Annotated in this window: 20 protein-coding genes and 1 pseudogene; 14 read left to right on the plus strand and 7 right to left on the minus strand. The window is 47.6% G+C overall.

Annotation, left to right across the window (positions count from 1 at the left end):
* The 9 genes and pseudogenes from HMPREF9140_RS02200 to obgE form a co-directional block, all read left to right on the plus strand.
* Positions 1 to 211: pseudogene (locus HMPREF9140_RS02200) on the plus strand (TfoX/Sxy family protein); the annotation flags it as partial.
* A gap of 514 nt (positions 212 to 725) precedes the next feature.
* Positions 726 to 2354 carry a beta-N-acetylhexosaminidase gene (locus HMPREF9140_RS02205; protein ID WP_006951449.1) on the plus strand — a complete coding sequence of 543 codons (1629 nt, stop codon included), beginning with the start codon at positions 726 to 728 and terminating at the stop codon, positions 2352 to 2354.
* Positions 2355 to 2414: 60 nt separating this feature from the next.
* Positions 2415 to 4406, plus strand: coding sequence for an OPT family oligopeptide transporter (locus HMPREF9140_RS02210; RefSeq protein WP_006951450.1), 1992 nt, complete (start codon positions 2415 to 2417; stop codon positions 4404 to 4406).
* A gap of 280 nt (positions 4407 to 4686) precedes the next feature.
* Entirely contained in the window at positions 4687 to 5475 is a 789-nt protein-coding gene (gene trmB, locus HMPREF9140_RS02215; protein ID WP_018571964.1) for a tRNA (guanosine(46)-N7)-methyltransferase TrmB, read from the plus strand.
* A gap of 32 nt (positions 5476 to 5507) precedes the next feature.
* The gene (locus HMPREF9140_RS02220; protein ID WP_006951453.1) at positions 5508 to 7097 is read left to right on the plus strand and encodes a capsule assembly Wzi family protein; all 1590 of its coding nucleotides are present in this window, start codon (positions 5508 to 5510) and stop codon (positions 7095 to 7097) included.
* 18 nt (positions 7098 to 7115) lie between these two features.
* Positions 7116 to 7556 carry a lipocalin-like domain-containing protein gene (locus HMPREF9140_RS02225; protein WP_006951455.1) on the plus strand — a complete coding sequence of 147 codons (441 nt, stop codon included), beginning with the start codon at positions 7116 to 7118 and terminating at the stop codon, positions 7554 to 7556.
* 76 nt (positions 7557 to 7632) lie between these two features.
* The gene (gene hpt, locus HMPREF9140_RS02230; RefSeq protein ID WP_006951457.1) at positions 7633 to 8172 is read left to right on the plus strand and encodes a hypoxanthine phosphoribosyltransferase; all 540 of its coding nucleotides are present in this window, start codon (positions 7633 to 7635) and stop codon (positions 8170 to 8172) included.
* Positions 8172 to 8744, plus strand: coding sequence for an adenylate kinase (locus tag HMPREF9140_RS02235; protein ID WP_006951458.1), 573 nt, complete (start codon positions 8172 to 8174; stop codon positions 8742 to 8744). Before hpt ends, HMPREF9140_RS02235 begins: the two co-directional genes overlap by 1 nt.
* Positions 8745 to 8769: 25 nt before the next feature.
* The gene (obgE, locus tag HMPREF9140_RS02240) at positions 8770 to 9936 is read left to right on the plus strand and encodes a GTPase ObgE (protein ID WP_006951462.1); all 1167 of its coding nucleotides are present in this window, start codon (positions 8770 to 8772) and stop codon (positions 9934 to 9936) included.
* A gap of 39 nt (positions 9937 to 9975) precedes the next feature.
* Here obgE and aroB read toward each other — a convergent pair whose 3' ends face one another.
* The 7 genes from aroB to HMPREF9140_RS02275 form a co-directional block, all read right to left on the minus strand.
* Positions 9976 to 11010, minus strand: a complete 1035-nt coding sequence (gene aroB, locus HMPREF9140_RS02245) for a 3-dehydroquinate synthase (protein ID WP_006951463.1) — start codon at positions 11008 to 11010, stop codon at positions 9976 to 9978.
* A 34-nt stretch (positions 11011 to 11044) separates the two neighbouring features.
* The gene (gene feoB / locus HMPREF9140_RS02250) at positions 11045 to 13501 is read right to left on the minus strand and encodes a ferrous iron transport protein B (RefSeq protein WP_006951467.1); all 2457 of its coding nucleotides are present in this window, start codon (positions 13499 to 13501) and stop codon (positions 11045 to 11047) included.
* A gap of 31 nt (positions 13502 to 13532) precedes the next feature.
* Positions 13533 to 13925, minus strand: a complete 393-nt coding sequence (locus HMPREF9140_RS02255; RefSeq protein ID WP_006951472.1) for a hypothetical protein — start codon at positions 13923 to 13925, stop codon at positions 13533 to 13535.
* Between the two features lie 596 nt (positions 13926 to 14521).
* Positions 14522 to 15307 (minus strand): hypothetical protein, encoded by a 786-nt coding sequence (locus HMPREF9140_RS02260; protein WP_006951473.1) that lies wholly within the window; start codon positions 15305 to 15307, stop codon positions 14522 to 14524.
* Between the two features lie 2 nt (positions 15308 to 15309).
* Positions 15310 to 16374: a LacI family DNA-binding transcriptional regulator gene (locus HMPREF9140_RS02265; RefSeq protein WP_006951477.1), complete on the minus strand. Its 1065-nt coding sequence runs from the start codon at positions 16372 to 16374 to the stop codon at positions 15310 to 15312.
* 15 nt (positions 16375 to 16389) lie between these two features.
* Complete coding sequence (locus HMPREF9140_RS02270) at positions 16390 to 17160, minus strand: porin family protein (protein WP_006951479.1); 771 nt, start codon at positions 17158 to 17160, stop codon at positions 16390 to 16392.
* A complete protein-coding gene (locus HMPREF9140_RS02275; protein WP_006951480.1) occupies positions 17150 to 18262 on the minus strand; it encodes a PCMD domain-containing protein in 1113 nt (370 codons plus the stop codon). The genes HMPREF9140_RS02270 and HMPREF9140_RS02275 overlap by 11 nt, the downstream gene beginning before the upstream one ends.
* A gap of 132 nt (positions 18263 to 18394) precedes the next feature.
* Between HMPREF9140_RS02275 and truA the strand changes: the two genes are divergently transcribed.
* From truA to HMPREF9140_RS02305, 5 genes are all read left to right on the plus strand, one after another.
* Positions 18395 to 19144, plus strand: a complete 750-nt coding sequence (gene truA / locus HMPREF9140_RS02280) for a tRNA pseudouridine(38-40) synthase TruA (protein ID WP_006951481.1) — start codon at positions 18395 to 18397, stop codon at positions 19142 to 19144.
* Positions 19145 to 19183: 39 nt separating this feature from the next.
* Complete coding sequence (dapA, locus tag HMPREF9140_RS02285) at positions 19184 to 20068, plus strand: 4-hydroxy-tetrahydrodipicolinate synthase (protein ID WP_006951482.1); 885 nt, start codon at positions 19184 to 19186, stop codon at positions 20066 to 20068.
* Positions 20069 to 21034: 966 nt separating this feature from the next.
* A complete protein-coding gene (locus HMPREF9140_RS02295) occupies positions 21035 to 23578 on the plus strand; it encodes an ATP-dependent Clp protease ATP-binding subunit (RefSeq protein WP_026253238.1) in 2544 nt (847 codons plus the stop codon).
* Positions 23579 to 23726: 148 nt separating this feature from the next.
* Complete coding sequence (locus HMPREF9140_RS02300) at positions 23727 to 23918, plus strand: PG1828 family lipoprotein (protein WP_018571961.1); 192 nt, start codon at positions 23727 to 23729, stop codon at positions 23916 to 23918.
* 89 nt (positions 23919 to 24007) lie between these two features.
* Positions 24008 to 24538, plus strand: coding sequence for an NAD(P)H-dependent oxidoreductase (locus HMPREF9140_RS02305; RefSeq protein WP_006951491.1), 531 nt, complete (start codon positions 24008 to 24010; stop codon positions 24536 to 24538).
* The last annotated feature ends 3 nt before the right edge of the window (positions 24539 to 24541 follow it).

Below are 24541 nucleotides of genomic sequence, written 5' to 3' on the forward strand. Positions count from 1 at the left end.
ATGCGACGACCGGCTCTATATTAAGCCGACCGAGGGAGGACGACGATTGCTGCGCGATGAGGATATGCGTCCACCATACCCTGGTGCGAAAGATTATTTCTATATCGCCGATGTTGACGACCGTGAATACATTGTCTCTCTCATTCGAGCCACCTACAACGATTTACCGGAGCCGAAACCAAAGAAAAGGAAGTTGTCCACAAAAAAGTAAATTCAACCCAGAACGGTCGTTATGAAGAGTCGCCGAAAGACTAGTAAACCGTTCCGGGTTATTTTCAGCTCTTCCAACTAGTTGGACGACACGTCGCCAATGATTTCATCTCTTCCAACTAGTTTGACGACGTGCCGCCAATGATTTCATCTCTTCCAACTAGTTTGACGACGTGCCGCCAATGATTTCATCTCTTCCAACTAGTTTGACGACGTGCCGCCAATGATTTCATCTCTTCCAACTAGTTTGACGACGTGCCGCCAATGATTTCATCTCTTCCAACTGGTTTGACGACGTGCCGCCAATGATTTCATCTCTTCCAACTAGTTTGACGACGTGCCGCCAATGATTTCATCTCTTCCAACTAGTTGGAAGACGTGCCACAAATGATTTCATCTCTTCCAACTGGTTGGAAGACGTGCTACAGCTGTTTATCGTCCACATCGAGAACACAGTCCGCGAAAGACACTATTAGTTCATAACTTTGTGGACAATATCAAACTGGAATAATTTTATGAGAAGACTTTTCTTATCGATTACACTTTGCGCGTCGCTGTTATGCGCAAATGCACAGAGAACCGACTATCGGGTTGTGCCACTTCCGCAACGAATTGAATATGTGAAAGGCGAACCGTTCGTGATGTCGCGAAACACAGTTATTACCTACGATGCACAGAACGACAAAATGAAACGTAACGCACTGTTCCTGGCCGAATATGTTGCAAAGGCAGCTAAACTGAATCTTGCAGTGGCCGATAAAAGTCGCAAGGAAGGCGGAGAGATAAGACTCGTTATCGACCCCGAGATTCCATCGGCCGAAGGTTATAGAATATCCGTCGGGAAAAAGTTAATCATCGTGGCCGGAAAAACGTCGGCCGGTGTGTTCTACGGTATTCAAACCATTCGTAAATCGCTCCCTGTGCAATCGTCGGGCGAACAAGTTGTGATGCCAGCAGTGAAGATATCCGACTCACCGCGATTCGGCTATCGAGGAATGATGCTCGACTGCTCCCGGCATTTCTTCCCAGTTGAGTTTGTGAAGCGTTACATCGACCTCATTGCGCTGCACAATATGAACGTGTTTCACTGGCATTTGAGCGACGACCAAGGATGGCGAATTGAAATCAAGAGTCATCCACAACTGGCGCAAATTTCATCGAAACGCAGCGGAACAGTCATCGGGCACAACTCGATGGTTGACGACAGTACGGCCCACGGCGGAATATACACCCAAAACGAAGTTCGAGAGATTGTGGAGTATGCCCGGGAGAGGAACATTACAGTTATTCCTGAAATCGACATGCCAGGCCACATGTTAGCTGTTCTGGCGGCTTATCCCGAGCTGGGATGCACCGGCGGACCATATGAAGTGGGCCACAAATGGGGCGTCTATACCGACGTGCTCTGCCTCGGTAACGAAAAGATTTATCCTTTCCTGCAAGATATTATTGACGAGCTGATTGAACTTTTCCCAGCAAAATACATTCACATCGGAGGCGACGAAACACCAACTCAAAAGTGGACCAAATGCAGCCGATGCACCAAGCTGGCCAGAGAGCAAGGAATCAATGTTGAGGATCTGCAGTCATACTTCACGAACCGCATCGAGCAATATGTCAACAGCAAAGGGAAAAGCATTATCGGCTGGGACGAAATCCTCGGCGGCAACCTGAATCCCAGTGCAACCATAATGAGTTGGCGAGGCACCGAACCCGGCGAAAAGGCTGCACTGGCAGGCCATGACGTGATTATGTCACCAGTGTCGCACGCCTATTTCGACTTCTATCAAACAAAGGAAACCGGTTCCGAACCTAAAGCCATCGGCGGATTCCTCCCTGTCCAGAAAGTATATGAATTCAACCCCGTGTCCGAAACATTTTCGGAATCGGCTAAGAAACACATCCTAGGCGTGCAGGCTAATCTGTGGACAGAATATATTCCCTACACAACACAGGCCGAATATATGGTTCTGCCTCGCATGGCAGCACTCTGCGAAGTGCAGTGGACAGCTCCGGAAATGAAGAATTTCGACGACTTTAACAAACGTGCCCTCCGCCTCAGTAACCTCTACGATTGCTATGGCTATCAATATGCCCGTCACCTTTGGAAAGAGAAGCAAATCTCAACCAGCGGCGTGTGGTGAGAAACATGCGGACAGGCCTTTTTAATATCTTTGCAAGCATGAAATTAAAACCGAAATACAATGGAAAATAAGGAAAAACAAGACATCAAACTTCCCGAAAACGCATTCCGGGAATTGAAAGAAGGCGAACAGTATGAACCCGTGATGAATACCAACAGCACACCGCGCGAAGTAACACCGTGGTCGGTAACATGGGGTATCCTGATGGCTGTACTCTTCTCGGCCGCCGCAGCCTATCTCGGCCTGAAAGTGGGCCAAGTGTTCGAAGCCGCCATTCCGATTGCCATCATCGCCATCGGACTCTCATCGGCAACGAATCGCAAGAACGCCCTCGGCGAAAACGTAATCATTCAAAGTATCGGCGCATGCTCGGGCGCAATCGTGGCAGGCGGAATCTTCGTAATGCCAGCAATCTATATGCTCGATTTGCAAGCCGATTTCCTACAGATATTCATTGCCGCCGCCCTGGGAGGTGTGTTAGGAATTCTGTTCCTGATCCCTTTCCGAAAATATTTCGTGAAAGACCAGCATGGAAAATATCCCTTCCCCGAAGCAACCGCAACAACACAGGTACTCGTAAGCGGCGAGAAAGGCGGAAGTCAGGCAAAGCCGCTGTTGCTGGCCGGATTGGTTGGCGGACTATATGACTTCGTAGTTGCCACCTTTGGCTGGTGGAACGAAAACGTCACAACGCGCATCGTGGGATTCGGAGAGGATATTGCCGAGCGATTCAAATTAATTTTCAAGGTGAACACCGGCGCAGCCGTGCTAGGCCTGGGTTATATCATCGGTCTGCGTTACGCATTCATCATCTGTATGGGGTCGCTCACCATTTGGTGGCTCGTTGTTCCGGGAATGAATGTTCTTTTCCATGACACGGTGCTCAATCAGTGGGATCCAAGTATAACCAAGGCAATTGGCGACATGGCACCCGAAGAAATCTTCAAGGCCTATGCTCGCTCTATCGGAATAGGCGGAATTGCCATGGCCGGCATCATCGGCATCGTGAAGTCGTGGGGAATAATTCGTAGTGCCGTGGGCCTCGCAGCACGTGAAATTCGCGGTAAGGGTGGCGGGAACGAAGCCGTTATGCGAACCCAGCGCGACATATCCTTCAAGATTATCGGCTTCGGAAGCGTGGGCACGTTACTCGTAACATTCTTGTTCTTTTATTTCGGCGTGATGAATTTTAACCTACTGCATGCCGTTGTAGCCATATTGCTAGTCACTGTGATTGCTTTCCTATTCACAACCGTAGCCGCTAATGCTATAGCCATCGTAGGCTCGAACCCCGTATCGGGAATGACACTCATGACGCTCATCCTGGCGTCGGTTGTTATGGTTGCCGTCGGACTGAAAGGCAACGCTGGAATGCTCACCGCGCTACTCATGGGTGGAGTTGTTTGTACGGCTCTCTCGATGGCCGGGTCGTTTATAACCGACCTGAAAATTGGCTACTGGCTCGGTACAACTCCCAAGAAACAAGAAACCTGGAAGTTCCTCGGAACAATTATTTCGGCGGCTACCGTAGCAGGCGTGATGATTGTGCTCGACAAGACCTATGGATTCAACTCCGGAAAACTGGCCGCTCCGCAGGCTAATGCAATGGCAGCTGTAATCAAACCTCTGATGAGCGGCCAGGGTGCACCCTGGATTCTCTATGCAATCGGCGCCGTGATAGCCTTGGTGCTCGACCGCTGTAAGGTTCCCGCACTGGCTTTTTCGCTGGGAATGTTTATTCCTCTCGAGCTGAACATTCCGTTGCTCATGGGCGGAACGGTGAACTGGTTCGTAACCACTCGTTCAAAAGATTCGGTTGTGAACAAGGCGCGTGGCGACAAGGGTACACTCATTGCCTCCGGATTTATTGCCGGCGGTGCATTAATGGGTGTTGTATCGGCCTTGCTGAAGTTTGGCGGCATTGAGTTCGACTATTCCAATTGGTGGGCTAATCATCTTTCCGAACTTCTGGCCATAGCTGCTTATGCTGCCTTGATTCTTTACTTCATCCTTGCCACGAAGCCAAAGAACAAGCAAACTAAGAGGGAATAATATCCACTCGGAATCGAGAAAGTTTTTTTTCATGATTATATTTTCTCTGCCGGCTTTTGCATATGCTGCAAATTCCCGGCAGAGTTTTTATCTCAGGTTTTAGATAAGAATCCAGTGGTCCAGAGTTCATTCGAAAAACATTGTTTTTGATGTCAAGCGAGTTTGCGTAACTCAAAAACACAAATTCACGAGATCTATAGGCATGACACAATATGACAAGCATGGCGTCTGATTACCTACTTGGAGGATTAATCCTACACATCTGCTTACCTTTGCATCCATGAGTAAAGGAAAACTACAAAAGTTTGCAGAGATGGAAACTTTTGAAAATGTATATCAATATCCATTCAGTGTTATCGACGGAAAACCTTTTGAACAAAAGGGACGATGGAATGAAGAGTGCTTCGGAAACTCAAATCCCATAATCCTTGAACTGGGATGTGGTAAAGGAGAATACACCGTGGGATTGGCAAAACGATATCCAGATACGAATTTCATCGGAGTCGACATAAAAGGCGCACGAATCTACACCGGAGCTAAGCAGGCACTTGAGGAAAAACTCGGAAACGTGGCTTTTTTACGGACTAATATCGAGATAATCGACCGGTTTTTCGCCGAAAACGAAGTACAAGAAATATGGCTCACCTTCTCTGACCCACAGATGAAAAATCCCAGAAAAAGACTCTCATCTACCTATTTCCTTAAGCGATATAAACGCTTCCTAATAGACAGAGGAACGATTCATCTGAAAACCGATTCAAACCTCCTTTTCACCTACACTTCGGCACTAGTACAACAAAATAATTTGCCCGTTCTTCTGCAAACCAACGACCTTTATAATCGTAACGCCGAGTTGCCCGCCGATAAGCTCGACTTGTACACACGCGAGATTCTAAACATCAGAACCTATTATGAAAACCAGTGGATTGAACGCGGATTGAACATCAAATACATCAAGTTCGCCCTTCCGCACGATATAAGTCTACACGAGCCGGACGTTGAAATCGAGATAGACGACTATCGCTCGTTCAAACGACCGAAACGAAGTGGGTTGTCAACCAGCAAGTAGAGAACAACATTAATTATATAACCCAAATAATTATGAAGCGAATAATTATAGCCCTGACCCTCGCCTCGAGCATTATGCCGATGAAGGCACAGTACGGATATTCCGAGAAGAAAGACACCGTAAAATTGCAACCGCTCAAAAATGTGCAATATCTCCTCGAAGCGCAGGCGTCGCTCTCCGGAAATAAAACTCCGCTATGGCTCAATGCAAATAAATACGGTTTGAGCTCACTCGAAAAATTCAATGCCTATGCGCGCGCAGCTGTCTACCGGCCAATAGAAACCGACGAAGCAAGAAAATGGGGCATCGGCTACGGACTCGACATAGCCATAACTCAGGGTTACACCAGTAGATTGGTAGCCCAGCAAGCATATGCCGAACTGAGATGGCTCAAAGGGAAGCTAACCGTAGGTGCCAAGGAGGAACCCATGATGATGAAGAATACTAAGCTCAGTACCGGTGCACAAACGCTTGGTATAAATACCCGTCCGATTCCGCAGATAAGAGTAGCTCTGCCCGATTATTGGACTCTTCCAGTGTTCAATGGCTGGTTACACCTCAAAGGACATCTGGCCTATGGCGCCATGACCGACCAGAATTGGCAGCACGATTTCACAGGCAAGAAAAGTAGATATGCCGACAACGTTCTTTATCATTCAAAAGCAGGCTTCCTTAAGATTTCTAACGAGGAAGTGTTCTGCCCATGGTCGTTGGAAATGGGATTGGAAATGGTGACCCTCTTTGGAGGAACAGGATATGTTATACAGCCCAATGGAACGATGCAACCCATGAAAGGCGGAACGAGGCCACGCGACTTTATTAACGCACTGTTACCCGGAGGATCTGATGCAGGAGAAACAACATATCAGAATATCGCTGGCGACCAGTTGGGAAGCTGGATGGCCAAGTTGAAATACGACGGCGACTGGCACATGGTAGCTATATATGCCGACAAGTTCTTCGAAGATCAGTCGAGTATGTTCCAGCTAGACTATGATGGTTATGGAAACGGCACCGAGTGGACTAAAAAAGTAAAGCGGCGCTTTCTGCTCTACGACTTCAAAGACTGGCAAATCGGATTCGAATACAATTACAAACCCGACAATTGGATAAACGATTTCGTGTTCGAATATCTATACACACAATATCAAAGCGGACCGATTTACCATGACCATACGAATACTATTGCCGACCACATAGGCGGAAAAGATAACTTCTACAATCATTATATATATACGGGGCATCAGCACTGGGGGCAGGTGATGGGCAATCCACTCTATCGTTCACCAATCTACAACACCGATGGACGTATATTAGTTGCAAACAATCGCTTCGAAGCCTTCCACATCGGACTTGGCGGTCATCCCAGCGAGTATCTCGACTGGCGATTCTTAGCAACATGGCAGAAAGGACTCGGAACCTATGAAGAACCTTATTTCGACCAACATCATAATGTTAGTCTCCTAGCCGAAACATCCTATAGATTCCTGGGAAACCGCTACCGCTGGCTTGACGGAATGAGTATCACCGTTGGAGCCGGAGCCGATTTCGGAGCAATCCTCGGCGGAATAAACTATGGAATGCAAATAACTATAGCAAAGCGTGGCTTGCTGAAACTCTAAACAAAAGGAAAACAAAACATGAAAAAAAATATCATCATAGCACTCATAGCAACAATCCTAGTGAGCTGTTCACTCGAAACCGACAACTATCCCGGGGCACTCGAAGGCATGTGGCATCTACGCTCAATGCGCCACACAAGTTCCACAGGACAAATCACGACGACCGATTTTTCGCACGACAGAATCTACTGGTTATTCCAAGGAAAACTTCTCCAACTCGAAGACAAATCGGGAACCCACACCAGTATTCTCTATCGCTTCAAACAGATTGACGGAAAACTCGAATTAACCGAACCATATATATATGACCGCCAAAACGGAGACCGGCCGCTCACCGACGAATCATATCTCAGACTGTTTGGCATACAGTCGTTCACACCTACCTATACGGTCTCGTTCAATCGGAAAAACCTAGAACTCTCCACCGATTCCGTCAGACTTACGTTTATCAAGTTCTAGCGACGGTGCAATGCCAAGCTAACAAAATCACCTTGTTTTAGTACTTTTGCGCGAAATTATTTCAAACAGAAAATCAATGAGTCGAGTAACAATCAACGACAAAACATTCGAAACCTCCATACCGGAGGCCGAAATCCTGAAACGTATCAAAGAAGTGGCTGAACGTATAAACCGCGACATGGCAGGGAAGAATCCGCTACTGCTTGCGGTGCTCAACGGGTCGTTCATCTTCGCGGCCGACCTGATGAGGAATCTCACCATACCGTGCGAAATATCGTTCGTGAAGCTGGCATCCTATCAAGGAACCACATCCACTGGGACGATAAAAGAGGTTATCGGACTAAACGAAGATATCCGCAACCGCGAGATTATCATCGTGGAAGATATCGTAGATACCGGACGAACAATAGAACGCATGCTCGACACACTCGGAACTCATTGCCCTGCCGGACTACATGTCTGCACACTTCTATTAAAGCCAGACAAACTCACAGTACCGCTCAATATTGAATACGCGGCAATGGAAATTCCGAACGACTTCATAGTGGGCTACGGACTCGATTACAATCAACAAGGGAGAAACTTAAAAGACATATACACTTTAGTGAAAGAATGATGAAGAACATTGTAATATTCGGAGCTCCCGGTGCAGGAAAAGGTACCCAGAGCGATAAAATGATTGAGAAGTACGGACTAGGACATATTTCCACTGGCGACGTACTCCGCAGTGAAATCAAAGCCGGAACAGAACTCGGCAAAACAGCAAAGAAATACATCGACAACGGACAGCTCATCCCCGACGAGCTGATGATTGACATCCTAGCCGGAGTCTACGATTCGTTCGGCAAGGAACACAAAGGTGTAATCTTCGACGGATTCCCACGTACCATTCCGCAAGCCGAAGCGCTCAAGAAGATGCTCGCCGAACGAAACCATTCCGTCGCTGCAATGATTGAACTCTATGTTCCAGAAGACGAACTCATGAACCGACTAGTACTACGCGGAAAGCAAAGCGGCAGAACCGACGACAACGAGGAAACAATCAAGAAACGACTCGACGTTTATCACACGCAGACCTCGCCACTAATCGATTGGTATAAAAACGAAGGCATACATCACCACATTGAAGGTCTCGGCGGGATAGACGAAATCTTCGGTAAGATAACCGAAATCATAGAAAAACTCTGAACACCCTAACCGATGTTCGAAAATAATGGATAGCAATTTCGTTGACTACGTAAAAATATATTGCCGCTCGGGCAAAGGTGGACGTGGCTCTATGCACCTGCGCCATGTGAAGTACAACCCCAACGGTGGACCCGATGGAGGCGACGGTGGTCGAGGAGGAAACGTGTACTTGCGTGGAAATCACAACTACTGGACACTGTTACATCTCAAATATCAGCGTCACGTTTATGCCGAGCATGGTGGAAACGGCGGGCGCGACAAGTGTCACGGAACCGACGGCAAGGACGTATATATTGATGTGCCGTGCGGGACGGTAGTCTACGACGCCGAAACAGGAAAATATGTTTGCGACGTAGCCAACGACAAACAAACGGTTATGCTACTCAAAGGTGGCCGCGGAGGATTGGGGAATTTCCAATTCCGCACGTCCACTAATCAAGCTCCGCGCTATGCCCAACCCGGCGAACCGATGCAAGAGATGACCGTTATCCTTGAACTAAAGCTCCTGGCTGATGTTGGATTAGTGGGCTTCCCCAACGCAGGAAAGTCGACACTACTCTCCGCTCTCTCGAGCGCGAAGCCCAAAATTGCCAACTATCCATTCACAACCATGGAGCCATCGCTCGGAATCGTGAGCTATCGGGAAGGACAGAGTTTTGTAATGGCCGATATTCCGGGAATCATCGAAGGTGCAAGTGAAGGGAAGGGTCTCGGTTTGCGATTCCTACGCCACATCGAACGTAACTCACTCCTGCTGTTCATGGTACCCGGCGACACCGACGACATAGCTCACGACTATAAAGTTCTGCTCAACGAACTGCGTAAGTTCAATCCTGAAATGCTCAACAAACATCGCGTGCTGGCAATAACGAAAAGCGATTTACTTGACGACGAGCTCATTGAAATGCTTCGCGAAACCTTACCGTCCGATTTGCCGGCAGTATTCATTTCAGCCGTCACTGGCTTGGGTATCAACGAGCTGAAAGACATTCTTTGGCGTGAGCTAAACTCCGAGAGCAACAAACTTCAAAGCATAACTTCTGACGAATCGTTGGTTCACCGCGATAAAGACCTGTTACTCTTCGAAGATGAAATTCATGCCGAGGGTGCCGACTTCGAACACTCTTCTCTGTTATCCGAAGACGAAATCGAAGACATCGAAGAGCTCAACGACTTCGAGTATACCGACTAACTGTCTTCGATGTTGGTGTTTTAATCATTGGAATGATGTTTATGTGAATCTGGAAAAATCGAGGGCTTCTTTTATATAGTTTTCGTTGAGAGAGTAGTCGAGGTGAGGAGTTCCGATTTGTTCGAGAAGGGTACATTTGATTTGCGAACCGCGATTCTTTTTGTCGTGACGCATGAGGTCAATCAGTTCTGGATAGTCGTTGCATGTGATTGGTAGCGAACCGTAGTTTTCGCGAATGAATTGTACGGTCTTGTACATGTCGGCTGATGGGAATCCGGTTAGAATAGTTGAGAGATAAAGCTCGGCAATAAGTCCGAAGGCAACCGCGTAGCCGTGCAGAATAGGCGAGCGTTTCATGGCCCATTCTTCGAATGCATGACCGAAGGTGTGACCAAAATTCAAAGCCTTGCGCAAGCCATGTTCGTTGGGGTCGGCTTCAACAATTCGTTCTTTTACTTCTATACTTGGCCCAATCAGCGGTTGAATTTCGGCGAGGGTTGGAATATCGATAAGCTCGGCCCACATATTGCGCGATGATAACAGGCCGTGTTTGAGCATCTCGGCATAGCCACTGAGAATGTTCGCATGGTCGAGCGATTCAAGCCATTCGGCGTCTATTATAACGAAGTTGGGTTGGGCAAAAAGACCGATTTCGTTTTTCAGTCCGCCGAAATTTATGCCTGTCTTTCCGCCTGCAGCAGCATCGACCATTGCGAGCAGGGTTGTGGGAATATTGATGAAATTTATACCACGTTTGAAGGTTGCGGCGGCGAATCCTCCGAGGTCGGTCACCATTCCGCCGCCAAGATTAATAAGGAGCGAGTGACGAGTGGCGCCGCCCGACTGAAACGCATTCCAAACATATTCGAGCGAGGCGAGGTTTTTGTTCTTGTCATCTGAATCAATAGTAATTAACTGCGCCCTTTTCAAACAGAGAAACGAGCTTATTTTCGGCCAACATTTGTGCACAGTGTTGTCGTCGGTGAGAACAAATATTCGGTCGCGTTCGCATTCGGCTATAACCTCCGCGAGGGTTAGTTCGAGGTGGTTTGTTGAGATGATGCTCTGTTTCATAATCGGGTGTATATTGATTGTGTGATGTGATTTTTCAAATGAAAAGTCGGCCGATTTGGAACACGGCTGCGCTAACAATCCATGCAAGCGCGGTTGTATAGCCGGCCGCAAAGAGTGCCCATCTCCAGCTTCCGGTTTCGCCTTTGATAGCCGCGATGGTTGCAACACAAGGGAAATAGAGCAATACGAACAAAAGGAAACAATAGGCTGTGAGTGTGGCTATGGGTTCAGCCTCCTTATAGCTTATTCCATTTTCGCGGGCCACCTCGGCAGTTATCTGCCGGTGTAGGATTTCGTATTTACCGCCTTCGTCGTTGAAATCATTGTCGTCGCTGAAAGAATCATTGTTCGAATAGAGTACGCCCAGCGTTGAGGCTACGATTTCCTTGGCACCGACTCCAGCTAGGAGTCCCATGTCGAGTTTCCAGTCGAATCCTTGTGCTTTGAAGAGTGGTTCGATGGTATGGCCGAGTTTACCGATATAGCTCTGTTCCTGTCGTTCTTGTTTTCCCATATCTGGGTTGTCGGGGATAGGAAAATAGCCCAGCGCCCAGACGATTATCGATGCAACGAGGATTATTCCGCCCATTTTTTTGAGATATTGTTTGCCCTTCTCCCAGGTGTGTCGTCCGATGGCTTTCCATGTTGGGAAACGATAGGGCGGAAGTTCCATCACGAAGGGTGTGTCCTCGCCTTTAGCCACAGTTTTCGTGAAAAGGCGACTCAGGACGACGGCCATGATTATACCGATGAGATAGAGCGACAGCATTACAAGCGAACGATATTTCAGGGCAAAGAACGAGCCGGTTATCATGATGTAGATGGGAACTCGAGCCGAACAACTCATCATCGGGAGGATGAGCATCGTGACCAATCGGCTGCGACGGCTTTCGATGGTTCGGGTTGACATAATTGCCGGTACGTTACATCCGAAACCCATTATGAGCGGAATGAACGATTTGCCGTGGAGTCCCATCTTGTGCATTAGTTTATCCATGATGAAGGCTGCGCGCGCCATATATCCGCAATCTTCCATGTAGGAAATGAAGAAATAGAGAATCAGGATTTGCGGCAGAAACACAATCACGGCGCCCACGCCGCCTACTACGCCGTCGATGAGCATATCCTTTATCGGTCCGTCGGGCAATGTTTCGCTGATGAGATTACCCAGCCACTCCACGCCAGCTTCAATCCAGTCCATGGGATATTGTCCGAGGGTGAATGTTGCGCTGAACATCAGCAGAAGCAATAGCAAAAAAATGGGGAATCCCAGGTAGCGGTTTGTGAGCACAGCGTCGATGACATGCGTGGTTCTGTAGGTATCTTTCTGCCGACCGGTGGAATATTCGGCTTCCTTCAGAGCCCCGTGGATGAAGCCATATTTTGCATCCATAACGGCCGTTTCGCTATCGTTTCCCGTTTCTTCTTTTACGCGTGCGGCAGCTTGGTTACGATGCTCTATAATCTCTTTTGCATCGGGTAGTCGGGAGATTATTTTTTCCACCTCGGCATCGTTTTCGAGGAGTTTTATGGCCAGATAGCGGGTTGAGTATTTTTGTCGAAGATCGGCTTCCTGTTTCAGATGTTCTTGAATTTCGTCGATACCATGTTCGAGCTCATGACCGTGATTGATGTGCACGTGTCTGAAATTGGGTTGTGAATCTTCTTGTCCCTCGTAGGTTGCGATGATTTCTCGGAAGAGTTGGTCGACGCCCCGACCGGTGGTGAACACCGTGGGAACCATTGGCACGCCGAACAGTTCGGACAGTTTCTGGTGGTCGATGTGGTCGCCTCGTTGCTCGGTTTCGTCGAACATGTTCAGTGCACAAACCATGCGTAGATGCATGTCGATGAGTTGGGTAGTGAGATAGAGATTGCGTTCCAGATTTGATGCGTCGATAACGTTTATCACCACGTCGGGTGTCTTTTCGACGAGTTGTTTTCTTACGTAGAGTTCCTCCGGACTGTAGGCCGACAAGCTGTATGTTCCCGGTAAATCAACCAGTTCGAAGCGATAACCTTCGAATTCGGCCCAGCCATATTTAGCATCTACCGTGACGCCCGAATAGTTTCCCACTCGTTCGTGTGCCCCGGAGGCGAAATTGAAGAGAGATGTTTTACCGCAGTTTGGATTGCCCACGAGAGCCACGTTTATGGTATGTCGTTTTTGTTTCAGGGCCTCTTTCATCTTATCCGAAAGCGGTGCGTGGTCGTTGCATTTCAGTCCATGAAGTGTTTCGGTTTGTATTTCGGAGTGCGTCTCTTCATGGTCGGGCAGGACTTCAATCAAATCGGCCTCGCTGTGCCGAAGGCTAACCTCGTAGCCCATGATTTTATATTTCACCGGGTCGCGTAGCGGTGCATTGAGCAGTACCTCTACCCGTTTCCCGCTAATGAAGCCCATTTCGATGATGCGTTTACGGAATCCGCCATGACCGGATACTTTTATTATTATACCGCTCTGGCCGGTTTTGAGTTCGGAGAGTTTCATAGCTACATTTTTTCTTTTAATGAATTAAGGTTCAATAGTCTTTTTCCCCGAAAGTGGTGTCGAACAGTATTGTGGCGGGTGATTTTTCGGAGCGATAGGTGTATCGGAAGTTGAATCCGGCGTCTTTATAAATCTTCGTGCCCGTGTCGCTTTTGACCGCCGTGAGCAGAAGGCTGCGCAGTTCCTTTTGCATTTTGTGGGCCGCTTTTTCGTTGTCGGCCGGGCCGCTGAGGGTGTAATAATATCGAATGGTGCGGGTTGTGTTTTCGTATACCATACTATCCATTCGTATATTGAGTTGCACCGGAGTAGGACAGTTTTTCTCCGTGAATTCTTTACAATTTCTGGCTGCTTGTTCTTCTAGACTTTCCCGGCATCCGGAAAGCAAAATTATGCTCATTGCGAGTAATATTATCTTTTTCATACTCTTGACTGGTATTGTTGCGACAAAGGTATGCCTTTTTTGAGCAAACGCACGATTAGGTGCTAGTGCCTAAGCCGTTGGGAGTAGAATGTTGTCGATATTTGCCGTCTCCATCGTTGTTTTTTGTCTTTCTTCCATGGCAGAAATACATTTTAGTTTGTTTTTTGTCTTTCTTCCATGGCAGAAGTGCGCCCTATTATGTGAGTTCGGTTTAAGAATTTGCTTAAGCCACGGATGTACAATAAATGATAGACACGTATGCCAACTCGGGCGTCAGCCCGCATGTAGGGACAGACCCCGTGTCTGTCCGCACCGTCCTACAGGGACGGGATAAATATCCATCGCCCCGGTAGGCTCCAATATGTTATGCGGTAGGCAGACCGAGTTGGCAGAGAGGCGGACAGACACGGGGTCTGTCCCTACATGCGGGCTTATCGGCCGAATGGGAAAGACTTAGGGCGTTGGTGCACTCAGCGTCGACTTAAATTAACCTTGTGTTTCCTCGTTGATTTTAGTCTTTTCGTGGCAGAAGTGCGCCCAGACGTGGGTTTGGGATAAACTTGTGTGATATTTATGTGGATTCGAATTGGGGAAGATTATTCTTCGATGTCGGAAATGAAGTGGAAGATGTTGTAGAGGAGGTTGCTGGTTGTTTCTAGTGGGGCATAACGTAGGTAGGTGGGGGCGTGCTTGAAGTTGCGACGGATGAGGCGGCTGTTGGTTTTTAGCGGACTGTGCGAGGCGACGAGCTTTTGGAGGTGGTTGAGTTTGCGGATGATTATTCTGCTGACTTTGGGGTCGGTTCGGGAAACGAATGGGAGTTCGTCGGGTTCGAAACCGAAGAACTCGATGAGGATGTTGCCTTGAAATTGGGCTGCGGATTGGAGGTGGAGGGTGGCTATCCAGCGTTCGAGTTTGAGGAAGTCTATCTTGTGTCCGCCGGTACGGAGATATTGTCCGAGTTCTATTAGGGTACCGATGTTTACTCCGCTGTTGAGCATTGCTTTGAGGTTGTCGATGATGATGCGTAGCGCTTTAAGTGTTTCAACGGAGGTGTCGATGCTGTGGCGTTCGTTGTCGATTATTTTGTGGAGCTTTCGGTTGAGGAACGGATTGGCAAGGGTTATGGTTTTCTCGGTTTTGGGGTGGGATGGGGTGGGGGATTGGCTAATGATTTCTTTCAGGCTATCGGGCAGATTCGTTTGTTTGTTGTTGTCGAACTGGCTTATTCCGATGGCGAATGGGGCGATGAGGTTTTGCGTACTGACGATTTCGAATAGTGTTTGCCATTTGTAGGCCGACATCGGTTCGGGCGGGAGAGTTCGGTCGTTGAAAGCTCCCGCCCGTAAGATGCTGAATAGGTTTCGTTGAACGATATTCATGTTCAGAGTAGGGTGCGGTGATAGAAGTCGATGTTTTCTTTCGTGATGAGGTCGATGGGCATGTAGTTGGCCTGTCGCACTTTTTTCTTTAGCACGATGGCTTTGAATAGTGTATCGATGCTTAGAAATCCTTGTTGATAGGCGTGCTGGGTGATGATGAAGGATATGTTTCCTCGGCGTAGGCATTCGGCGTTGCGGTTGGTCATGTCGTAGCCCATTATTTGTACGTCGTTCCGGCTTGTTTTGTGGAGATAGTTGCCCACGATTGAGGCTTTTGAGTTGAGGGTTATGATGTGGCGTATTTCGGGATGCTCGTTGAATGTTTTTTCGAGTATCAGTTCGTGATGTTTTTGGTTTAACCTGAGCGGGAGGTTGAGGTCGATTATTTCCGTGTTTTGGAAATGCTCTTTCATGTAGGCTCTGAAGCCCACTTCTCGGTTTTCTTGCTGTCGGTTTAGTACTCGTCCGTTTATGGTTTGTTTCATTAGCATCACGGCTGGTTCGGCATGGGCCAGGAGCATGAACATTCGGGCTGCGAACTTGCCGCTTTGCACGGAGTCGAGTCCGTAGAACGATAGCGGCTGCACTTCGGGCATATTGGAGTCGAGCAGGATGAAAGGAATTTTTGCTGCGTGCAGTTCGTCGGCAAATGGTTGAGTGAGTTCCAGGGTTGGGGGCACGAGAATCACTCCGTCGGGCTTTTGCTGGAGACATTCTTTATGGATTTTGACGAACGAGTCAGGGTCCAGTCGATTGTAGTACATCAGTTGGGCTTCTACTCGGAAGTCTCTCTGCTGTTCGGTTGCTTTCTTTATTCCGAGTTCTATTTCCTCCCAATATTCTTCCCGGCTGTGTTTGGGAATGATGCAGTGGAATGTGTAACTACGATTATAAGCCAACGCGCTTGCATATACGTTGGGCTGATAGTTCATTTCGCTGAGGGCTTTCTGAACTTTTGCGAGCGCTTCTTTCGAAACTTTGGAGCGGTTGTGCAACACGCGGTCTACGGTTCCTACGCTCACGCCGGCTCGTTCGGCGATGTCTTTTATTCTGATTTTTTCGTTCATATAATGTTTTTGCTTTTAGAATCTGTACCCGAATCCGAGGTTCAGATAGATGGGAATTAGTTTGAAAGAGATTGTCTTGAAATTGCTTTCGAATATGTCGTTGAATCCCCATGTGAGGTCGGCGTTCACGGTGAAATGATTGAAGGCGCGCCAGGTTCCGCCCATCTGGGCTCCCCATTGCATGTGGCAAAGATGAGAGCCGAAGTCGTAGGTGGCTGAATTGCCGTTGGTGAAAGCGATTTTTTGTCCGACTGGTGTTTTTTCGCGTAGATAACCGTCGCTCACGCTGCCAGTGAAGTCGCCGTCGAGTTTGAGGGAGGCAAATAGACCGGCACGTACTTTCCAGAGTCTGCCAAGTTTGTAGTTTGCCATGACGGGGATGGTGAGCATCGTGCTGTTGTAGTTTGTTTTTACGTGGCCTGTCCAGAGGCCCGACACTCGACTGCCTTCGCTGATTATTTCCATACCGTAGGCTTTCACCTGTGCGCCGGTTATCATTCCTTTTTCTTCGAACTTTAGTCCGGCCGAGATTCCCCATTTCTTTTCGGCGCCTAGCCATTTAGTAACTACGCCTTCGATGGTTCCGTTGAATTTCGGACTATAGCTTTCAACCTTGCGAATCTCCACAGGCAGCGGAATGGGCGATGCTCCACCGATATTTATGCCGGCTTTCACTTCGTATTCCCAGCCGTTGTTTTCTGACAGGATGAGGGCTTCGGTACGGTCGGTTTGCGCGTGGGCAACTGCGCTGATGACGAGCAGGAGGGTGATGATTTTATTTCTCATAGAATAATTGCAATTCGTCGACATAGAGCGTGCTTCCTACGGCGCCGTTGAACAGTCCGCCGTCTTTGCTCGACGACATGATGATGGCTAGATTATATTTCCCCGCTTTGAGTTTCTCGGCGTCGATGGTTCGGTTAGCCACAGGTTTGAAGGGTATGGAGAATCGTGTCCAGCGGTCGGTTTCGTGTCGTTCGTCGAGCTCTGCAGCGAGAACGATGTTCGGACTGGTTTGCGAATTGGTTCCGTCGAGTGTGGGTACTTCGGGTGTCACTTCATAGAAGACGGCATAGATAGAGAAGTCGTCCTTCTGTCCCTTGACCTCGTTGCCTTCTTTGTTTGTGAATGTTGTGCCGGCTTTGTATTTGTAGTAGCCTGTGAGCTCGAGCGGTTTCTTGCTGAATGGTAATCCGAACCGGGTTGACTTGAGCATATCGGTTGGGTTGATTTGGAATGTTCCCGTGAAGAGGTTGCCGGCTGCGATTGGTGCGCCAAACATTTTACCCAGCTCGCCCGCGCTCACGGTTGTGAGTTTGGCGCATTTGCCGATATATCCGTCGTTGGCTTGACTGGTGGGATAGTCTTCGGCCTGTGCGTTGTTGTTTGTTATCATGAATCCTGCATTGCCGCTTCCCCATTCCATTTCGCTGTTGTCGGATGTTTTGTCGAAGAATATGTGGAAATATTTCTTTGCCGGTTGGCTTTCGTCGTCGGCATATTCGTACCATTTCATATTCTCGAAATGATATTCGGTTGCGAGGTCGTCCGAGAGGAACGACACCTTGTAGGTTTTCTTCCACCGTCCGTCTTGCGACGTTACCGTGTAGTTTTGCGGTGTGGTGAAATTACGTGCAGTTCCGCTTGCCGGTTCTATTGTTGCGCCCTCGGTGAGTGTGAATATGGGTGCCAAATTCGTGAGGTCGATCCAACCGTTGACATATAGTCGAACTTCATCGTTCGTGATTATTGGTTCGCGGATGAGCAGGCCATCGCCAACCTTGCACGAAAGGATATCGGCTTCCTGATTCGGCGCTTCGTCTTTGATGCATGAAGCAAACGAAACTAATGCCAGAACGGCTAGAAAAAGAGTCTTGATGTTATCCATAAACTATTGGTTATTATTTGATTTCTGCCGGACAAAGTTAATCACTTCGGGCATGAAACATCGAAACAATACATCATTTCTATCTGCGAGGTTCTGTTGAGGCCGAGCGTATTATAGTAATTTTGCTGCATTATGCAACGATACATTATCAAGCTTTCCTACGATGGAACTCGCTATCACGGCTGGCAAATTCAGCCAAACGGAATATCCGTGCAAGAGGTTTTGGAAAACGCGCTCACCACAATTATGCGAACTAATACTTCGATAACCGGAGCTGGGCGAACAGATGCCGGAGTGCATGCCCGAATGATGGTTGCGCATTTCGATTTGGGGAACTCAATCGACGAGCATGATTTGGTTTACAAGCTGAACCGTTTTCTCCCGAATGATATTTCCGTATCGGCCGTTGAGCAGGTTGATAACGATTTTCACGCCCGATTCTCGGCTAAGTCGCGAACCTATCACTACTATCTGCACACCGAGAAAGACGCATTTCAGCGTCATTACTCATGCGAACTGCGCTACAAACTCGATTTTGAGAAGATGAATGATGCTGCAAAACTTCTTCTCGGGCAGAAAGATTTCAAATGCTTTTGCAAAACGGGAGCCGATTCGAAAACAACTATTTGCAACGTAATCGAAGCCGCATGGCATCAGCTCCCCGCCGATGAGTGCACCCTTGCTTCGCGTTGGTTCTTCAGAATAACCGCCGACCGTTTCCTCCGAAATATGGTGCGCGCTGTTGTGGGAACTCTTATTGAAGTAGGCCGCGGTAGAACAACTCTCGCTGAATTTAAACAAATACTCGATTCGGGTTCGCGCTGTGATGCCGGAGAAAGCATGCCCGCCAACGCCCTGTTTCTTTGGGATATAAAATATTGAACTTACTTTTGCAAGCAACTGATTAAAAGCAATAATATTATGCGGAACGTATTTCATGGTTTAGGAATTGCGCTCATCACACCATTCAAAAAAGATGGAGCCGTTGACTTCAAAGCCCTAGAACGATTGATTGAATACCAGCTGACAAATGGGGCCGATTTCTTTTGCATACTCGCCACGACAAGCGAAACTCCCTGCCTCTCTGCCGACGAGAAGAATAAAATAACCGATACCGTTAAGGCAATCGTTTCCGGCAGGGTTCCGATTCTGAAATATTGTGGCGGAAACAACACGGCTGCTGTGATTCGAGAGATGAACAGTACCGACTGGAGCGGAATAGACGGTATGCTAAGCATCTGCCCGTACTACAACAAACCCAGTCAGGAAGGAATTTACCAGCACTTCAAAGCAATATCGCAAGATAGCCGGCTGCCAATAGTTCTCTACAACGTGCCGGGCCGAACCGGAGTGAATATGACTGCCGAAACAACCCTGCGTATAGCTGCCGATTGTTCTAACGTCGTGGCAATAAAAGAAGCCTCGGGAAATGCCGACCAGGCTAATGAGATAATCAAAAATAAACCCGAACGATTTGAGGTCATCAGTGGCGACGACGCTCTCACCTTCCCCCTCATTGCAAGCGGTGCAGTAGGCGTGATATCAGTAATCGGCAACGCTCTTCCGAAAGAATTTTCCAAGATGGTTCACTGTGCGCTCGATGGCGATATGCTCGGAGCCCGAAAGATTCACAATAGTTTGGCCGAGCTTTACAAATTGCTCTTCGTCGACGGTAATCCGGCAGGCTGCAAAGCCCTTCTCAGCGAAATGGGCATGATTGAAAACATACTCCGACTGCCTCTCGTTCCGGCTAGTTCATCAACCTGCAAAAAGTTGCGTGGCAAACTCGCCGAGCTGAATTTGTAGGCCTATATATATAGAAAAGGTGTAACAAACAAAGAGAGCGGATATGTCGAACCACGATGTATTCGCTCTTTTCATCCTGAAGAGGTTGGATGATTATATCGTAAAATCGTTGCGCCATGAGCGAAGGAGTAAAACAACCGGTTTATCGTTTGCGGGAGTTCCGCAGACAGGAAACCAAATGGTTTTGGCCTCGCGGAAGTCCCGCAAATAAGAAACCAAATAGTTTGAGCTCCGCGGAACTTCCGCAGATGAGAAACCAAATGGTTTGGGCCCCGCGGAAGTTCCGCAGATGAGAAACTAAATGGTTTGAGCTCCGCGGAACTTCCGCAGATGAGAAATCAAATAGTTTGAGCCTCGCGGAAGTTCCGCAAATGAGAAACTAAATGGTTTGAGCCTCGCGGAAGTCCCGCAAACGAGAAACTAAATGGTTTGGGCCTCGCGGAAGTTCCGCAGATGAGAAACCAAATGGTTTGGGCCTCGCGGAAGTTCCGCAGATGAGAAACCAAACGGTTTTAGCCTTGCAACAATGTTGCAAACGAGAAACCAAACGGTTCGGGCCTTGCAACAACGTTGCAAACGAGAAACCAAACAGTTCGGGCCTTGCAACAGTGTTGCAGACAAGAAACCAAACGGTTTGGGCCTTGCAACAGTGTTGCAAACGAGAAACCAAACGGTTTGAGCCTTGCAACAACGTTGCAAACGAGAAACCAAACGGTTTGAGCCTTGCAACAACGTTGCAGACGAGAAACCAAACGGTTCGGGCTTTGCAACAACGTTGCAGACGAGAAACCAAACGGTTCGGGCTTTGCAACAGTGTTGCAGACAAGAAACCAAACAGTTTGAGCCTTGCAACAGTGTTGCAGACAAGAAACCAAACAGTTTTGGGGCCTTGCGACGCTTGGCACAGCCTTTGCAATTGAGAAAGAGATTATTTAGAACCCCGTATAACATAGAAAGGTAAACAACATTATGAACCAGTTTTCACAAAAGGTTTCGGAGATTCTGTCGTTCAGCAAAGAAGAAGCCGAACGACTTGCAAGCGAATCGATAGGACCGGAACATATTCTTCTGGCCATACTTAGAGAGAAAAACGGACTCGTGCCGACAATGATAGCAAGCTTGAATGTGAATATAGAGAGTTTGAAAAACGAACTCGAGGAACTCATTCGAAAGAGTGACAACAAGGCCGACATACCGCCAGCTGACATGCTGCTGAACGAACAGGCCAATAATATTCTCAGATTGGCAGTACTCGAGGCACGACGACAACGAACCGAAACTGTCGACCTGCATCATTTGCTGCTCGCCCTGCTACACGATAATGCCGGAAATGGAGCCAAGAATCTACTCGAGAGAAATTCGCTGAACTATGAAACGGCCCTGCTTTATTTACAACAAAAGGCTAATCAAACACGCGATGGAATCGATATGGCCGATGAGGAAGAAGATGAACCCGTTTTCAGTCAGCAAAACAAAGACTCCGCCGCGCGAACAAGTCAGAAACAACAAACGAAATCTAAAACTCCCGTACTCGACAATTTCGGAACCGACCTCACAGCTGCTGCCATAGAAGGCAAGCTCGACCCGGTGGTCGGACGCGAAAAAGAAATCCTGCGTGTGAGCGAAATCCTGGGTCGGCGGAAGAAAAATAATCCCATCCTTATAGGCGAGCCCGGAGTTGGAAAAAGTGCAATCGTTGAAGGACTGGCACAAATGATAGTTAAGCGAATAACATCGCCCGTGTTGTTCAACAAACGAGTGGTGACACTCGATATGACTGCCATTGTGGCCGGCACGAAATATCGCGGACAGTTCGAAGAACGTATCCGAGCATTGATTAAAGAAATCGAGCAGAATTCCGACCTCATTATATTCATAGACGAGATACATACCCTCGTCGGAGCCGGCTCAACGCCAGGCTCGATGGATGCAGCCAATATACTCAAACCGGCTCTGGCACGCGGTACAATTCAGTGCATCGGAGCAACGACACTCGATGAATATCGTAACTCAATCGAGAAAGACGGAGCGTTGGAACGTCGATTCCAAAAGGTAATGGTCGAACCCACAACGGTCGACGAAACAATCCAAATTCTCCAAAACATAAAGGAACGCTACGAGGAACATCACCACGTCGACTATTCAAACGAATCACTCAAAGCCTGCGTCAGACTGACAGATAGATATGTAACCGACCGTTTCTTCCCCGACAAAGCCATAGATGCAATGGACGAAGTGGGGTCGCGAATACATCTCCAGCACGCCGAGGTTCCAAAAGAAATTGTCGACATCCAAAAACAACTGGATATTATTCAGGAAAAGAAACAGAAATCAGTTAAAGCACAAGATTTCGAACTCGCTGCCAGCTATCGCGATAAACAAGCCGAATTGGAAAAACAACTCGCCGAAGCACAAGAAAAATGGCAGAAAAATGAAAGCAACGAAAAGGTTAGAATAACCGAAGACGATGTAGCCGACGTCGTTTCAATGATGACCGGAGTGCCAGTGCAACGTATGAAACAGGCCGAAGGAATCAGACTGAAAAATATGGATGCCGAACTGAAACAAGTCGTCATAGCACAAGACCCGGCCATAGACAAAATGGTGAAAGCAATTCGCCGTAATCGTTTGGGATTGAAAGACCCGAATCATCCCATAGGAACCTTCATGTTCCTTGGCCCGACGGGCGTGGGTAAAACATATCTTGCAAAACGACTAGCCGAAAAAATGTTCGGCTCTAAAGATGCGCTGATCCGAATAGACATGAGCGAATACTCCGAAAGCTTCAACACCTCTCGACTTATAGGCGCTCCCCCGGGATATGTAGGCTACGAAGAGGGCGGACAGCTCACGGAACGCGTACGTCGTCATCCCTACTCAATCATCCTGCTCGACGAAATAGAGAAAGCCCACGGCAATGTATTCAATATGCTTCTGCAAGTGCTCGACGAAGGTCGACTAACCGATGGCAACGGCAGGATAATAGATTTCCGCAACACCGTTATCATAATGACTTCCAATGCCGGCACTCGTCAGCTCAAAGAGTTCGGGCAAGGAGTAGGTTTCAACGCAGTTAATCTTAACGGCCTCTCAAAGAGCGAACACGACAAGGAACGTGCTCGCGCCATAATCCAAAAGAGCCTCAGCAAGCAGTTCGCCCCTGAATTCCTGAACCGTTTGGACGAAATAATTACTTTCGACCAGCTTGACCTCAATGCCATCAAGCGCATCATCGACATCGAACTGTTAGGATTGCTCAGTCGTGTGAAGAACATCGGCTACGAGCTCCAGATTACTGATGCAGCAAAAGAATTTGTCGCTACCAAAGGCTATGATGTACAATTTGGCGCCCGTCCGCTGAAACGTGCCATACAAAACTACATCGAAGATGGATTGGGCGAACTCATTCTTTCCGAGTCTATTTCCAAGGGTTCAACTATCGTAATCGATAAAAAATCCGACTCCGAGGAACTATTGTTCACTCCGTCGTCTCAAAAACAAGGCGTATAGAACTTCTTGATTTCAGTGGTTTACGGAAAGGTTACAATAAATCCCGAAAAATTTTTCAGGAACTTGCATGGTGTATTGGAAAAATACATACCTTTGCATTGTTTTAATAAACCAATAATTGTCTTACAGAATTTAAAAGCAAAGAAAAATGAAAAAATTAGTTTTAATGTTCGTAGCTATTGCAGCTATCTCTTTCGCATCTTGTGGTGACAAAACAAAACCTGCTCCTAATGCAGACAGCACCGCTAACGACAGCGCAATGAACGATTCTACTGTTAACGACAGCACAATGAACGATTCTACCGCTAACATGGCTGACAGCGCTAAGACTGTTAAGTAAGCTACAAGAACAGAAAAAGTAGAGATTTTGACCGTCGGACTCTTCAAAGAGTTCGACGGTTTTTAGTTTTAAAGTAAAAGGATTTAATGATGGATAATATTCTAATAGTTTCTGGCCATACAGACTTGAACGATTCCGTGGCAAACAGATTGATAATCGATGAGCTGAAGAATGCTTTCCCAAACGCCGAGTTCTCAATATTGAGCGAGCTTTATCCGAATTTCGAGATTGATGTAAAGGCTGAACAAGAGAAACTGGTGAAGGCTGATATTGTAGTTCTGCAATTCCCCGTGTTTTGGTATAGCATGCCCTCTATAATGCATCGCTGGATTGAATTGGTGTTTGTGCATGGTTTTTCGCATGGTTCAAAAGGTGATGCTTTGAAAGGAAAGATTCTGATTCCTTCTTTCACTTTTGGAGCATCCGAGGATTATCCTATAGACGAAATAGTTATGCAACAAATAAAGGAGATTGCAGCTTTGTGCCGGTTTAACTTGCAGGACCATATCTGCACTCCAGCCGTATCGTATGCTTTGAGAAACGACCCGGAACAGCTGCTGCAAATCAAAAAACTATCGAAAGAACATGCTCGGAAATTAATAAACAGGATAAGAGGATAAAGA

It is taken from the genome of Prevotella micans F0438 (genome assembly GCF_000243035.1).
Lineage (GTDB): Bacteria > Bacteroidota > Bacteroidia > Bacteroidales > Bacteroidaceae > Prevotella > Prevotella micans.